Genomic DNA, 15,096 nt, shown 5'->3' with positions numbered 1-15,096 from the left:
ATTAAAATCTTTATCCTCTAAAAATTACTATTTATTAAAGAGGCAGTCCCTTGAAAGATCAACTCCGAACACTTATTACTGCTGCCCTTTCTTGCTTATCCCAAGAAGGCGTGTTACCTAATTATAGCCCAGATAAAATCCAGATCGAACGAACTCGGAATAAATCCCATGGAGATTTTGCCAGTAACATTCCTATGATACTGGCTAAGGAAGCTCAGCAAAAGCCACAAGATTTAGCCAAGCTTATCGTTGCTCGTTTACCAAAAAATTCATGGATAGAAAAGGTTGAAATAGCCGGTCCAGGTTTTATCAATTTCACTTTAGCTTTATCCGCCTATCAAGCGGTTATTTCTGAAATATTAAACCAAAAAGAAGCCTTTGGCTGTAGTAATCTAGGACAGGGTAAACGAGTGCACTTAGAATTTGTCTCTGCAAACCCTACTGGCCCTCTCCATGTAGGGCATGGACGAGGAGCCGCTTATGGCGATACTTTAGCGCGCCTACTTACCGCTATAGGCTATAAAATTCATCGAGAATATTATATCAACGATGCTGGGCGACAGATGGATATTCTTGCCACTAGTCTTTGGCTACGATATTTGGAGTTATGCGGGGAAACCTTGCCCTTTCCTGCTAGCGGTTATCGTGGAGATTACATTCGAAATATCGCTAAAGATCTTAAAACTGAAAAAGGAAATATCTTTCACTATCCTACCACAGAGGTTCTGGCTGAGTTACCGCTAGATGCTCCAGTAGGAGATAAAGAACAATATATTGATGCTCTTTCTAAAAGGGCTAAATGTTTACTGGGAGAGGAGCATTATCAGCAGCTTTTTGAGTTAGGATTGAATACTATTTTAACCGATATCCGTGAGGATCTTCTTGAGTTCGGAATCACCTATGATCAGTGGTTTTCTGAGCGTTCCCTTATAAAGGCTAATACAGTAAACCATACGATAGATCGTCTCAAAGCACTAGGTCAACTCTACCAAAAGGAAGGTGCCTGGTGGTTTCGCTCTACGGATTTTGGCGATGAAAAAGATCGGGTTATAGTACGAGAAAATGGCCAGCCTACCTATTTCGCTTCTGATACAGCTTACCACTTAGATAAGTTAGAGCGAGGATACGCTAAGATAATTGATGTCTGGGGTGCCGATCACCACGGTTATATACCCCGAATCAAAGCGTTTTTTCAAGCTTTGAATGTTACTTCGCAGCAATTTGAGATCAATCTAGTTCAATTTGCTATTCTTTACCGCGGCAAAGAGAAAGTACAAATGTCCACGCGTAGCGGTGAATTTGTAACTCTACGAGAGCTACGTCATGAAATTGGAAGAGATGCAGCGCGGTTTTTTTATATAATGCGTAGCCCCGAACAACACATGGACTTTGATCTAGAATTAGCTAAATCCCGAGGTAATGAAAATCCAGTTTATTACATTCAATACGCTCATGCTCGTATCGCCAATGTTTTCCTGCAGCTTAAAGAACGAGGGTTAACATGGAATCAAAAATCAGATGAATTCCAAATAAAACAGCTAAATGAATCCCATGAAATGACGATTATTAATCAGCTATTTTATTATCCGGAGGCAGTTGAAAATGCAGCTACTCAGAGCGCACCTCATTTGTTAGCCTACTATCTTTTAGATTTAGCTAAAGAGCTTCATATTTATTACAATAGCCACACTTTTTTAGTTGATTCTCCAGAATTACGGGATGCTCGGCTAACTTTAATTGCAGCTGTTAAACAAGTTATCAAAAATGGCTTGACGCTACTTGGCGTCTCAGCACCGGAGTACATGTAAGCTATGCTTTCTAACGAAGAAAAAAAAATTACTTCTCATGACGAAGAGTTAAAACCTTGGCCATGGCCTATTATTGGACTACTGGCTGGCATTTTGGTATTCTCACTCCGAAGCTGGGATCCATGGATTGATAAAAATATAGCAACGCAAGGTACTATTAAAGATGAAAACACTAGAACAAAAAAATCTAATCTAGCTCATTTTGAATTCTATACTTTGCTACCAAAAATGGATGTAGCAACACTCAGCCCACCCACCTCTCCTCAGCGGCAATTAAAGCCTCAATCCAAGATAGTAATTGAATCCTCCCTTAAACCCAAACCATCCCGATCTAAAATGATGGATGTAGCAGCGATCGAATCACCGCTTCCTCCTCAGCAACAAGTAAAAGTTCAACCTAAGATAGCAACCGATCCTTCCCTTAAACCCAAACCATCCCGATCTAAAATGATGGATGTAGCAGCGATCGAATCACCGCTTCCTCCTCAGCAACAAGTAAAAGTTCAACCTAAGATAGCAACCGATCCTTCCCTTAAACCCAAACCATCCCGATCTAAAATGATGGATGTAGCAGCGATCGAATCACCGCTTCCTCCTCAGCAGCAAGTAAAAATTCAATCTAAGATATGGGTAGAATCACCTTCAGAATCCAAAACTTCTCGATCTAAATCAATTACCTCTGATATTTATGTTTTGCAGGCTGGATCTTTTCGTAATTACACCCAAGCTGATAAGCGTAAGGCTACCTTAGCGCTCTTAGGAATAGAGGCTACCATTCAAACAGCGGCTACCGATAATAATATTTGGCATCGAGTCCGTATTGGTCCAAACATTAATCTCGCTAAACTCTATCAGATTCAGCATCATCTACATGATAATCAGATAGAATGCCAGCTAGTTAAAATCAGATCTTAAGCCAAACTCATTTATTTATATACCTATAAATCTAAGGGAGAAAGAGTATAGTCGAAATAGCAGTTTATAAACTCAAGTTCTAGAAGAAAAACCATGATCCGCCGGATTGAAGATGATATATGGGATGAAGTACCCAACCCTTTTTGTGGTGCTATTACGGATGAGCTTAAGGTAAAGATAGAAGGTAATCGTCTCACAGTTCTAGAAAGTAGTTGCCCAATAACTAAGTACGCCCTTGAGCAAGAAATAGGTGACAGTACCCCTAAAATCCAAGGTAAGCCGGTTACTTTAGAAGCAGCTATTAAACAGATTGTTGAAATCCTAGATCAATCCCATTTGCCCTTACTATCAGGCCTCGCTACTGATATAGCCGGGATTCAAGCCATATTAGCACTTGCTGATCATTACGGAGCCGTAGTTGATCACATAGCTTCTAAATCACTCTTAAGCAATATCCTAGCATTTCAAAATAGTAGCTGGATAACTACTACCTTAAGTGAGGTTAAAAATCGACTTGATCTCTTAATGATTGTAGGTAGCGATATTGAAGCTAGTTTTCCTCAATTTTTCAAACGTTATGTCTGGAATACAAACACACTCTTCGATCGGGATCCATCTCAGAGAAAAATTATCTATTTAGGTCAATTGCCTAATGGCCAGAAACCCCACCAACCTGATGGATATCCATCTCAAATTATTAATTGTAAATTAGAAGATCTTCCTGAAGTTATTGCAGCGTTAAAAGCTCAAATTATAGGTAATCTGCTACAGGCTAAAACAGTAGCAAGTATTACAATAAAAGAATTAACTGATCTAGCAAACCAATTAAAACAAGCTCGCTATGGAGTTATTACTTGGATTACAGAGCAATGGACTTTCCCTCATGCTGAACTTACTGTCCAAGTACTTGGTGAGCTAATTAAAGCGGTAAATAAAACTACTCGCTGCTCAGGTCTGCCTTTAGGAGGGCTACATGGGGAGATCACAGCCAGTCATGTTTGCACTTGGCAAACAGGTTATCCTATAAGGATTAGCTTTGCACCAAGTTACCCGGATTATGATCCTTATCACTATGCTACTCAACAATTACTTGATTCTGGGGAGGCAGATACTTTAATTTGGATTTCTGCCTTTGATCAACGTATCATTCCACCACTTACCTCTATTCCTACAATAGTACTAGGACGATCGGGCATGCATCTTATGCAAGTACCAGAAGTTTTTATCCCAGTAGGCACTCCAGGGATTGATCATCAGGGGCATATCTACCGCGCTGATAACGCAGTCATTATGCCGCTATATAAATTACGAGATTCGGGGCTACCTAGTACGGCCGAGATCCTTAACGCTATACTCAGATATAGCCTTTAAAAAATAACTCTACTATGCTTATCAAGCTCACGAGTGGCACTGTTTATGATCCTATGCATGGAATTAAAGGTGAAGTCCGCAGTATATATATACGTGACGGCCGTATTATTGATCCCCCTAGTGATGCTCCTGCTCATCAAGAATATAACTTACACAATAAAATAGTAATGGCAGGAGCAATCGACATCCATACCCATATTGGTGGCGGCAAAATAAATATTGCTCGTACCTTACTTTCAGAAGATCACCGGGCCTACTCAGTAGCCCATACTGATTTACTTCGTTCTGGTAGTGGACGCGCTACTCCTAGCGCTTTCATTACGGGTTATCAATATGCAAAATTAGGCTATACCACAGCTTTTGAGCCCGCTATATTACCCATGAATGCCCGTCATTCTCATCTAGAAATGGGCGATATCCCAATAATAGATAAAGGAGGTTATGCCCTATTAGGTAATGATGATTATATGTTGCGAATACTAGCAGCGAATAAAGATCAAAAAATTCTCAATAATTATGTTGCTTGGATAATCACTGCAAGCCAATGTTTGGGAGTCAAAGTCGTCAATCCGGGCGGAATCAACGCCTTTAAATTTAATCAGCGTCAGCTAAATTTAGATGAACCTGGGCCTTATTATGGTGTTACGCCTCGCCAAATTTTACTTCAGCTAGCACGCGCGGTATATGAGCTAGGTATTCCCCATCCACTTCATGTCCATGGCTGCAATCTAGGAGTTCCTGGCAATCTAAAAACCACGCTAAAAACCATTGCTGGAAGTGAAGGGTTACCTATGCACCTTACTCATATTCAATTTCACAGCTATGGTACAGAAGGAGACCGGAAATTTTCTTCTGGGGCAGCTCAAATTGCAGAGGCAATCAATAACCATCCCAATATTACCATTGATGTAGGCCAAATTTTCTTTGGGCAAACTACATCCGTATCAGCGGATAGTATGCAGCAATATGCAAGCTATGGCCGTGCTTATCCTAAGAAAGGGGTTTTTATGGATATTGAGTGCGATTCGGGTTGTGGGGTTGTCCCCTTTAAGTACAAAGATAAATCTTTTGTAAACTCGCTCCAGTGGGCTATTGGTCTAGAAATTTTTCTTCTAGTTACCAATCCTTGGCAAATATGCCTGACTACTGACCATCCTAATGGAGCACCATTTATTACTTATCCTCATCTTATCCGGTTGTTAATGGATCGTAGTTTTCGTAACGATATGTTGACAACTATTCATCCAGATGCTGCTCAAGTCAGCATCTTAAGTACTCTTAATCGAGAATATTCACTCTATGAGATAGCCATTATAACTCGAGCGGGAGCCGCTAAGCTACTAGGTCTTTCAGATCGAGGCCATTTAGGTATTGGAGCGGTAGCCGATATTACTGTTTACACCCAGTATCAAGATAAGGAAAGAATGTTTGCTAAACCTGACTATGTCTTTAAAAATGGAGAAATGGTAGCCAAAAACGGAGAGATAGTAAAAGTTACCCAGGGTGCTACTCATGTGGTTCGGCCTGCATTTGATAATAGTATAGAGAAAGATCTGAATAATTATTTTGATCGTTACCTTTCTCTAAAGCTCAGCAACTTTAAAATAAGGGATGAAGAGATTCTCCAAGGTGGGCACAGCGATATTCAAATTCATCCTTGTCATAGAGAGGCTTCATTATGATCATTAATGGAGTTATGATTGATGCCACTTTCGCTGAAGCTTTTCCTATGAAAGCCACAAGAGCCATTATTACTGCTCAAAATCTCAAATGGGCTTATCACTCAGCGCAAGCGATGACTGGGTTCGCCACTTCAATAATTGGCTGTGGCTGCGAGGCGGATATTGAACGAGAATTAGCTCCAGATGAAACACCAGATGGTAGGCCTGGGGTTGCTGTCCTATTATTTGCTATGAGCAGTAAAGGATTAGCTAGACAGGTTGAAATCCGAGCTAGTCAATGTGTGCTCACCGCCCCAACCTCTGCTTTATTTGCCGGGATTACTGGAAGCGATATTCCGCTAGGAAAAAATCTTCGATTCTTCGGAGACGGCTTCCAGATATCAAAGCTTATTAATGGCTGTCGTTATTGGCGAATTCCAGTAATGGAAGGTGAATTTCTCGTTGAAGAGGCTACTGGAATAACTACCGCCATAGGAGGAGGTAATTTTTTTATTTTAGCGCAATCCCAGACTCAAGCCCTAGCCGCTTGTGAGGCAGCCGTTGGCGCAATAAATAAAATCCCTAATGTTATTACACCTTTTCCTGGAGGTGTAGCTCGATCAGGTTCAAAAGTAGGATCTAAATACAAACGACTTAAGGCTTCTACTAATGAAGCTTTTTGTCCCACTCTTAAAGGACAGGTTTCAACTAAACTTTCCCCTGAGATTGAGTCAGTGATGGAAATTATTATTGATGGTCTTTCTAAAGAAGATATTAAAAAAGCTATGTATGCTGGAATTTCTGCTGCCTGTAACCTTGGAGCAAAGAATGGAATCAGTCGTATCAGCGCTGGAAATTATGAAGGTAAACTAGGCTCATTTCATTTCCATCTCCAAGAGATCATGAAGTAGCATATTAAATTTATGAGAATATAACTAAAGTAGTATCAATATCATCAATGAAGGTATTCACCTTAACTGTACAAACTTCTCCTGCTCAGCGAATAGATGTTTCTCCTCTCATTCCAAGAAATTTATCAGGGTTATCCAAAACAGAAATAAGATCTCTTCTTTTAGTAGCGGGTAACCGACGCTTAAGGGTAGATGAAATTTTCAAAGTCTCAGAAGGCGATACCAACTATCTTATTTTTGATGGAGAAACTAATAAGCTAGATTATATAGGTAAGGATCTTACTGGAGGCCGAATCGAGGTTCAAGGATCTTGCGGCTCATATATAGGAATAGGCATGAAAACTGGTCAAATTAATATTTATGGTAATACAAATGCCTTTGCTGCTTGCGAAATGAAAGGAGGACTACTTAAGATTAATGGTGATAGCGGCGATTTCTTAGGATCGCCTCGTTTAGGAAGTAACGTGGGCATGGTTGGAGGAACGGTTATTGTAACTGGAAATGTTGGCGATCGCGCTGGAAATCAAATGCGCCGAGGGAATCTCCTCATTGAAGGCAATACTGGTGATTATTTAGGGTCTGGTATGATAGCTGGCACAATAGCCGTACTGGGTAAAACTGGGATTTATCTTGGCTATAATATGAAACGAGGTACATTACTACTTTGGCAAAGCCCAAATAAATTAAGCGCAACCTTTAACGATTGTGGTACCCATACTCTAGGTTTTCTGTCTTTCATGCTGGCATCCTATAAAAACCTTGAAACCCAATTTGGCGATCCTAATAAAATCATACAAAGAGTACACCGTTACTGTGGTGATATGGCTAACCTAGGCCGTGGTGAAATTCTAATCAAAGTTTAAATAATCATTAGCAGCGAAGGAAAAGCTCTCAAATGTATAACGTCATCATTTGCGTGCTCCCTTAAGACAGAAATGGCCTCAATTGAGGCCATTTCCTTTTATATTCAAAACGTGAGTAGACGGTTATCAATTACAGGTTATAACATAGCCCGTATTAATACAAGTAGCATTTCTCCCACCGCAGTTAATACCGTCAAGCTGCTGAATGCTTGGGCTACGACGATAACTGTCATTGTCACTATGCTAGAAGAGCATGATAAGCCACTATTCGATCTATTTCATTTTTAGATCCTAGAATAACCGGTATTCGCTGATGAATATTTTCTGGTTGCACCTCAAGAATAGGTTGATAACCAGTAGAGCTGGCACCACCTGCTTGCTCCACAATAAAGCTCATAGGATTAGCTTCATACATAAGGCGTATTCGGCCAGCTTTAGTTGGATCTTTATTATCTCTAGGATACATAAAAACCCCACCTCGAATAAGAATTCGGTAAACTTCTGCCACCATAGAAGCTACCCAGCGCATATTAAAATTTTTACCCCTAGAACCTTCTTTTCCTTTTATACATTCTTCAATATATTGTTGTACCGGAGCCTCCCAAAAACGCTGGTTAGACATATTAATAGCAAATTCTGCTGTATCTGTTGGAATTGTCATATTAGGATGAGTAAGAATAAATTCTCCGATATCGTGATCAAGTGTAAAACCGCTAACGCCGCTACCAATTGTCAACACCATCATAGTGGTAGGCCCATAGACACAAAATCCAGCTCCAACCTGGTGTATGCCTTGCTGTAAAAAATCTTTCTCAATCGGGTTATTCACCCCATCTGGACAACGTAAAATAGAAAATATAGTTCCTACTGATACATTAACATCAGTATTGGAAGATCCATCTAATGGATCAAAAAGAAGAAGATAGTTACCTCTTGGGTATTGATTTGGAATTGAAATAATTCCTTCAACTTCTTCAGAAACCATGGCTCTTAAATGCCCTGTCCACTCTAGGGATTTAATCATCACATTATTACTAATAATATCCAGTTTTTTTTGGCTCTCCCCTTGGATATTCTCAGTTCCAGCAGTTCCCAGTATATGAATAAGGCCGCCGCGATTAACTAAATGGGAGATAGATTTACAAGTGGCAGCAATATCATTAAGCAATCCAGTAAAATCATCTGCTATCTTAGGATTATTACGCTGCTGCTCAATAATAAATTTAGCCAAGGAAATACCATTTTGCATTACTATTCATCCTTATTAATTAAATGTTAAAGCGGGTAAATTACTATAGTTTCATGAGATCGTACTAAAAGAAAAAATTTAATTTATGTAATTTTATTAGGTATAATTATCTTCTAACATACGTTTTAGTAAAGATATAGCCTTCAAACTGAGATTAGAATCGCGCTGCCCTCTATAGCATAAAGCGCTGCGAAATCCTAGATAATCTGGTTTTAAGGAGAGTAAAATTGGTATGTCTCTGATTTGGAGAGATCCTGCTAAGCCGCTAGCCAGCCCATTGTTATGAGCTAGCTTAATAAAATTATCAAGCTCTTTTATGGAAAAATAAGTTAACAGGTTATAGCCATTTTTAATAGCGGTATCAATCATGATTCCCTTAAAACCCGCTTGCCGGATTAAAGGTATCCCAGAAAAGAGAGGGAGAGGGTACTGGTCAGCAAATACCACACCTACTAAAGAGATTCCCTGCGCCGTCATTGGTTGCAGTACTGCAAGATAATTAGATATCCGATCATCAAGAAACAAACTAATTTTTATATAATTTACCCCAGTAGCGGCTACTTCCTTTATTGTATTACTGATTAGCATTGGGTTCATGGGTAAACCCCCAATAGTAGCGCTAACTTGGCAGCGATTCTGAGTTAGATTTACTATTTGACGTATAAGCGAAGTAGGTAAAGGGCTAAGCGCTTCTTTTTCTGAATCTTTAAGATCAAGAATATCAGGAATATTGGATGATTCTAGAAGCCATTTAGCCTCAGCTAAGCTGCGTACGCTCGCTAACCAATAACTCACAATATTTATTTTATTAATAGACTAGAATCTAAATATTCAGATAAATAGCTATAGATAAAATTACCAAGCGGATTTTATACGGCATACGAGATGGAAATATAAAGATATCTTTAATAATTTGTAATTGCTAGTAGAAAAAGCACTTTAAAATTCTAGCTTTGTTAAAATTATCAGGTTTTATCTAAATTTTAAACTAGATATCTAAGTTAATTGTCTTTAGCGCGTTAGACTCAATAAACTCCCGCCTAGGCCCTACTTGATCTCCCATTAAAGTAGTAAATATTTCATCTGCCGCAATAACATCATCAACGCGCACTTGACTTAGACGCCGAGTACTAGGATTCATTGTAGTTTCCCATAACTGATCTGGATTCATTTCTCCGAGACCTTTATATCGTTGTACAATTTGGCCTTTCTTTGCTTCATCTAATAGCCAATCCAGCACTTCTTGAATATTAGCTACTAGTTGCTGTTTTTCTCCTCGCTGCACATAAGCTCCGGCCTTTATAAGTTTAATTAAATTTCTCCCACATTCTATAATATGCTGGTATTCAGTGGAGGTAAAAAATGCTTTATCAATACGCTGATGGTTAGTGATTCCATGACGAATAATTTTTACATGAAGGATAAATGCTTGATCTACGGCTATTTCATAACGTATCTTATTTTTTGCTGCAACATTACTACGAAGCTCCAATTGTGTAGCTAAATCCTTCCATTGGTCAATTTTTTCTGCTAAGCCAGTAGATACTATTTCAAGATATAAAGATTGTTCAATTAACAGTGGATCATAACGATAAGATAATCGATCAATGGTGCGTTTTAATCGAAGATAATTGATTAATAAGTTTGATAATGCTTCTCCCTCAATAGGTTTTGCTTCTGATTCTAGGTAAAGTTTCGCGTTATCTATAGCTAAATTAATTAAGTATTTTTCCATATCTGTATTATCGCGAATATACTGTTCTTGCTTACCTTTTTTAATTTTATAGAGGGGAGGCTGAGCAATATAAATATAACCACATTCTATTAATTTAGGTATTTGGCGATAAAAAAAAGTTAATAATAATGTACGTATATGAGATCCATCGACATCAGCATCAGTCATAATAATAATTCTATGGTATCGTAATTTTTCAGGGCTATACTCTTCATTACCGATACCGCATCCTAAAGCCGTAATCAGTGTGGTAATCTCTGCAGAGCTTAACATTTTATCGAAACGAGCTTTTTCTACGTTAAGGATTTTACCCTTGAGAGGAAGGATCGCCTGATTTTTACGATCACGCCCTTGTTTAGCAGAACCACCCGCTGAGTCTCCTTCTACTATAAACAGCTCTGAAAGCGCTGGATTACGTTCTTGACAGTCCGCGAGCTTTCCTGGTAATCCCGCAATATCTAGGGATACTTTACGACGAGTTAATTCTCTGGCTTTGCGGGCAGCATCTCGTGCTCGAGCAGCATCTATTATTTTACTACCGATAATTCTGGCATCAGTAGGATATTCTAGTAAGAAATACTGAAGGTGCTCAGAGACTAAAGCATCAACTACAGTTTTAGCTTCAGAAGATACTAGTTTATCTTTGGTTTGGGAAGAAAATTTTGGATCTTGTATTTTTATAGCGAGTACAGCTGTCAATCCCTCCCGGGTATCATCTCCAGTCGTATTTACTTTATTTTTTTTAGCTAAACCCTCTTTATCAATATATTGATTTAGAGTTCGAGTAAGGGCAGATCTAAACCCAGCTAAATGGGTACCACCGTCTCTCTGTGGGATATTATTAGTAAAGCAGAAAAAAAGCTCTTGATAGGAGTTATTCCACTGCATTGCTAACTCTACTGTAACCTTATCCTTTTCTTCTTGAAAATAGAAAAGATTATTATGAAGAGGGACTTTGTTCTTATTAAGATGTTTTACAAATGCTTGGATACCGCCATCATAAAAAAACTCCTCTTTTTTTCCTGTACGCTGGTCTTCTAAAAGAATATGGACTCCAGAGTTAAGAAAAGCTAGCTCTCGAAGCCGTTTGGCAATAACATCAAAGCTAAAAGAAATATTAGAGAAAATCTTTGGGCTTGGAGAAAACTTAATTGTTGTTCCACTACGTTCAGTAGTACCAGTGGCTAGCAGAGAACCATCAGGGATTCCTTCTCGATAGTGCTGTCGATAGATTTTACCATCACGTTGAATTTCTAGATCGAGGGAAGAAGAAAGGGCATTAACGACTGATACTCCTACTCCGTGTAATCCGCCAGAAACCTTATAGGAATTATGATCAAATTTTCCACCAGCATGTAATACAGTCATAATAACTTCAGCTGCAGAACGCCCTTCCTCTTTATGAATATCAATTGGAATACCTCGTCCATTATCAGAAATCACAATGATATTGTCAGCACATATACTGACAGTAATTTTATTACAAAACCCAGCTAGAGTCTCATCGATAGAGTTGTCTACTACCTCAAACACCATATGATGGAGACCAGTACCATCATCAGTATCTCCTATATACATACCTGGACGTTTACGAACTGCATCTAAGCCTTTTAGAACTTGGATATGAGATGAGTCATATGTAGAGTTAACTTCCATTATTAATTTTTAAACTATTCTCATTTTCACGTGAACAAATAAATGTTGCTATTTATGTAAATTTGTGGTATGGGATAACTATCTAGCTAGATGCTAATATCTTTTAAGGTAAACCTATAATCTCATAGGCATAATGACATATTTACTAGTATCACCATTTAGAGGGGTAATGAGGCAACCACTACTAGCATCTGTAAACTCTAGTTTTACTTGTTCAGAAGCAATAATGTTAAGTAGCTCAATAAGATAGGAATTATTAAAACCAATCTCAAGGCTATTTCCTTCGTAATTAGTTTCTATTTTTTCTTCAGCAGATTCTTGCTCTAAATTAGTCACTATGGCTTGTAGTGTTGAATTTGAAAAATATAAGCGTACCCCATGGTGTTTATCATTTGTAAGAATATTTACCCGAGCTAACCCTTGTTTGAGTGCTTCTCGATTAATAATAAGTTGTTTCTCGCAGCCTATCGGTATTACCCGTCTATGATCAGGAAACTGGCCATCTATCAATTTAGTAAAGAAGGATAGTCCATGGAATTCAGCTCTTATTTGGCTATTTCCAAGCGTAATCCGTACTAAATCATCTGATTCTTCCAATAAGCGCGTTAACTCTAGTACTGCCTTTCGAGGTATAATGGCCTGAATTTTTCCTTCATCAGGTAACAGTCTTTTTTTTAATGAGGCAATGGCAAGTCGATGTCCATCTGTAGCTACAGCATGTAGTTCTTCTTTCTCTAGTTCTATTAGTAAACCGTTAAGATAATAACGAACGTCTTGATGAGCCATACAGAAAACAGTTTTCTGTAGTAAGCTTTTTAGCTCAATTTGAGTTAACTCAATTTCTGTAACTTTATCAAAATTATTTGTATTAGGAAAATCTTTTGCTGGAAGAGTACTAAGCGTAAATTTACTATGTTCTGCTCGAATATGGAGCTGCCCATTTTTATGTTGCACTTCTAGTGTAGATCGAGAAGGTAGTATACGACAAATATCTAGGAATTTTCTTGCAGCAACCGTTATTCTTCCAGCTTCTATTTGCTGAACTTTAAATATAGTTCTTATTTCAACTTCAAGATCTGTAGTTGTTAGGGAAAGTTGTGAATCTTCAATTATTAAAAGAACATTAAAGAGAATAGGCAGGACATGGCGTCGTTCTACTACCCCACAGACGGTTGTTAGATGTTTAACGATCTCTTCTCTTTCGATAGAAAACCACATTAGCTTTTAATTAAATAAAATATGCAATTAGTATAAATTAATTTTTAGAAAGATTAAATACTATTACTAATATATATATATATATATAGTAGTAGTAGTATAAGGGCTAAAAATACATTGGTTTGACTAAATTTAATTAAAAATCAATATCTTAACATGTGGATAACTCAGTGGATAACCCATGTATAACCCTGTGGAAAAAATGTTGATATAATTGAAGTATAAAGTTATTAACATAGTTATACATGGGTTATCCACTGAGTTATCCACAATTACGTAGATAGTTTTTTTAATAAATTCTCATAATCTTCAGCTACTCGCGGGTCAATGCTTGTTAGCTCATTTATTTTGCGACAAGCATGTAAAACTGTTGTATGATCGCGTCCACCAAAGAAGTTTCCGATTTCAATTAAACTATGATTAGTTAACTCCTTGGAAAGCGCCATAGCTATTTGTCTTGGTCGTGCAACAGCGCGAGAACGCCATTTTGATGATAGATCAGAAATTCGAATTTTATAATATTCCGCAACTGTTCTTTTAATATTTTCAATTGTAATTAGTTTTTCCTGCAATGCTAATAAATCTTTTAATGCTTCACGAGTAAGCTCTATCGTAATCGCGCGATTAGTAAATCGAGAGTAAGCAATTACTCGTCGTAATGCCCCTTCTAACTCTCGAACATTAGAGCGAATGAGTCGCCCAAGGAAAAGGGCGACATCATCTGATAGGGAAATATTCTCAAGATTAGCTTTACTTATTAGGATAGCGATCCTTGTTTCCAGCTCTGGTGGTTCAACAGCAACAGTTAGCCCCCAGCCAAAACGAGATTTTAATCTTTCCTCTAATCCAATAACTTCTTTTGGAAATCGATCACAGGTTAAGATAATTTGGTGCTGGCCATCAAATAATGTATTGAAAGTATAAAAAAATTCTTCCTGAGAGCGCTCTTTTCCGGCAAGAAACTGAATATCATCAATCAATAGAACATCCACTGATCGATAACGAGCTTTAAATTCGTTGATCGCATTTAGCTGCAAGGCTTTTATCATCCCAGCAACAAACTGCTCTGAATGCAGATAAGCAACTTTAGTATAAGGGCTACGCATTCGAATATGATTACCTACAGCATGCATTAGATGGGTTTTACCAAGACCCACTCCTCCGTAAATGAATAAAGGGTTATAAGCATTTCCAGGGTTTTCAGCAGTTTGGTAAGAGGCAGCACGAGGTAATTGATTTGATTTACCCTCGATAAAAGTATCAAAAGTATAATATTTATTAAGCTGAGAATCAGATATCCAATTAATACACTTAGTGGAGGGATCTAGGTTCTCACTCGGTGCTTGGACATGGACTTGTGGCTGAGGATTACAAGAACCAACATCAAAGATTGCCTTATTTATGCAGCCATTACTATAATAAAATAAGAGGGCATTAATACGATTTTTAACGCAATTTTGTACCCAATCAATCACAAACTGATTAGGCGCATAAAGCTGTAAAGTAGAATCTCGCTGCATTGCTTGTAAGGGGCGAATGTAAGTATTGAACTCTTGAGGACTGAGTTCTCCTTCTAAATGATTAAGGCAGTGTTCCCAAAGCGGGGATGACACAGATTACATACTCCTTGTTTTTATAGTATTTAACATTGTATAAAAAATTAAGAAAATTAATCCTTGATTAAGCTGATTTGGAAAATTTGATGAATA

The 15,096-nt window shown here is 38.1% G+C and carries 11 protein-coding genes; 6 read left to right on the top strand and 5 right to left on the bottom strand.

From position 1 onward, the window contains the following. Positions 1-50 precede the first annotated feature (50 nt). The 6 genes from argS to TAO_RS00030 all read left to right on the top strand — a co-directional run bounded on the left by argS (position 51) and on the right by TAO_RS00030 (position 7,529). A complete protein-coding gene (gene argS, locus TAO_RS00055) occupies positions 51-1,808 on the top strand; it encodes an arginine--tRNA ligase (RefSeq protein ID WP_096526054.1) in 1,758 nt (585 codons plus the stop codon). 3 nt (positions 1,809-1,811) lie between these two features. Beyond that, positions 1,812-2,723 (top strand): SPOR domain-containing protein, encoded by a 912-nt coding sequence (locus TAO_RS09795; protein ID WP_231910507.1) that lies wholly within the window; start codon positions 1,812-1,814, stop codon positions 2,721-2,723. 93 nt (positions 2,724-2,816) lie between these two features. Further along, complete coding sequence (locus tag TAO_RS00045) at positions 2,817-4,094, top strand: formylmethanofuran dehydrogenase subunit B (protein WP_096526053.1); 1,278 nt, start codon at positions 2,817-2,819, stop codon at positions 4,092-4,094. Between the two features lie 14 nt (positions 4,095-4,108). Continuing rightward, entirely contained in the window at positions 4,109-5,776 is a 1,668-nt protein-coding gene (locus TAO_RS00040; protein WP_096526052.1) for a formylmethanofuran dehydrogenase subunit A, read from the top strand. Then, positions 5,773-6,666, top strand: a complete 894-nt coding sequence (fhcD, locus tag TAO_RS00035) for a formylmethanofuran--tetrahydromethanopterin N-formyltransferase (RefSeq protein ID WP_096526051.1) — start codon at positions 5,773-5,775, stop codon at positions 6,664-6,666. The genes TAO_RS00040 and fhcD overlap by 4 nt, the downstream gene beginning before the upstream one ends. A gap of 47 nt (positions 6,667-6,713) precedes the next feature. Then, the gene (locus TAO_RS00030) at positions 6,714-7,529 is read left to right on the top strand and encodes a formylmethanofuran dehydrogenase subunit C (RefSeq protein ID WP_096526050.1); all 816 of its coding nucleotides are present in this window, start codon (positions 6,714-6,716) and stop codon (positions 7,527-7,529) included. Between the two features lie 238 nt (positions 7,530-7,767). Here TAO_RS00030 and TAO_RS00025 read toward each other — a convergent pair whose 3' ends face one another. From TAO_RS00025 to dnaA, 5 genes are all read right to left on the bottom strand, one after another. Next, the gene (locus TAO_RS00025) at positions 7,768-8,778 is read right to left on the bottom strand and encodes a class 1 fructose-bisphosphatase (RefSeq protein WP_096526049.1); all 1,011 of its coding nucleotides are present in this window, start codon (positions 8,776-8,778) and stop codon (positions 7,768-7,770) included. Positions 8,779-8,874: 96 nt separating this feature from the next. Further along, positions 8,875-9,573 (bottom strand): (5-formylfuran-3-yl)methyl phosphate synthase, encoded by a 699-nt coding sequence (locus TAO_RS00020; protein WP_096526048.1) that lies wholly within the window; start codon positions 9,571-9,573, stop codon positions 8,875-8,877. Between the two features lie 193 nt (positions 9,574-9,766). Further along, positions 9,767-12,169 carry a DNA topoisomerase (ATP-hydrolyzing) subunit B gene (gene gyrB, locus TAO_RS00015; RefSeq protein WP_096526047.1) on the bottom strand — a complete coding sequence of 801 codons (2,403 nt, stop codon included), beginning with the start codon at positions 12,167-12,169 and terminating at the stop codon, positions 9,767-9,769. Positions 12,170-12,283: 114 nt separating this feature from the next. After that, the gene (dnaN, locus tag TAO_RS00010; RefSeq protein WP_096526046.1) at positions 12,284-13,387 is read right to left on the bottom strand and encodes a DNA polymerase III subunit beta; all 1,104 of its coding nucleotides are present in this window, start codon (positions 13,385-13,387) and stop codon (positions 12,284-12,286) included. Between the two features lie 272 nt (positions 13,388-13,659). Beyond that, positions 13,660-15,000, bottom strand: a complete 1,341-nt coding sequence (gene dnaA / locus TAO_RS00005; protein ID WP_096526045.1) for a chromosomal replication initiator protein DnaA — start codon at positions 14,998-15,000, stop codon at positions 13,660-13,662. Positions 15,001-15,096 lie beyond the last annotated feature (96 nt).

The sequence above is a fragment of the Candidatus Nitrosoglobus terrae genome (assembly GCF_002356115.1).
Lineage (GTDB): Bacteria > Pseudomonadota > Gammaproteobacteria > Nitrosococcales > Nitrosococcaceae > Nitrosoglobus > Nitrosoglobus terrae.
The sequence above is the reverse complement of the archived record's forward strand: the minus strand, read 5'-3'. Positions and strand labels throughout refer to the sequence as shown.

Bases quoted from the DNA above. Each gene is read 5' to 3' on its own strand.
- TAO_RS09795 (WP_231910507.1), top strand. From the start codon at position 1,812: ATGCTTTCTAACGAAGAAAAAAAAATTACTTCTCATGACGAAGAGTTA.
- TAO_RS00045 (WP_096526053.1), top strand. From the start codon at position 2,817: ATGATCCGCCGGATTGAAGATGATATATGGGATGAAGTACCCAACCCT.
- TAO_RS00040 (WP_096526052.1), top strand. From the start codon at position 4,109: ATGCTTATCAAGCTCACGAGTGGCACTGTTTATGATCCTATGCATGGA.
- fhcD (WP_096526051.1), top strand. From the start codon at position 5,773: ATGATCATTAATGGAGTTATGATTGATGCCACTTTCGCTGAAGCTTTT.
- TAO_RS00030 (WP_096526050.1), top strand. From the start codon at position 6,714: ATGAAGGTATTCACCTTAACTGTACAAACTTCTCCTGCTCAGCGAATA.
- TAO_RS00025 (WP_096526049.1), bottom strand. From the start codon at position 8,778: ATGCAAAATGGTATTTCCTTGGCTAAATTTATTATTGAGCAGCAGCGT.
- gyrB (WP_096526047.1), bottom strand. From the start codon at position 12,169: ATGGAAGTTAACTCTACATATGACTCATCTCATATCCAAGTTCTAAAA.
- dnaN (WP_096526046.1), bottom strand. From the start codon at position 13,387: ATGTGGTTTTCTATCGAAAGAGAAGAGATCGTTAAACATCTAACAACC.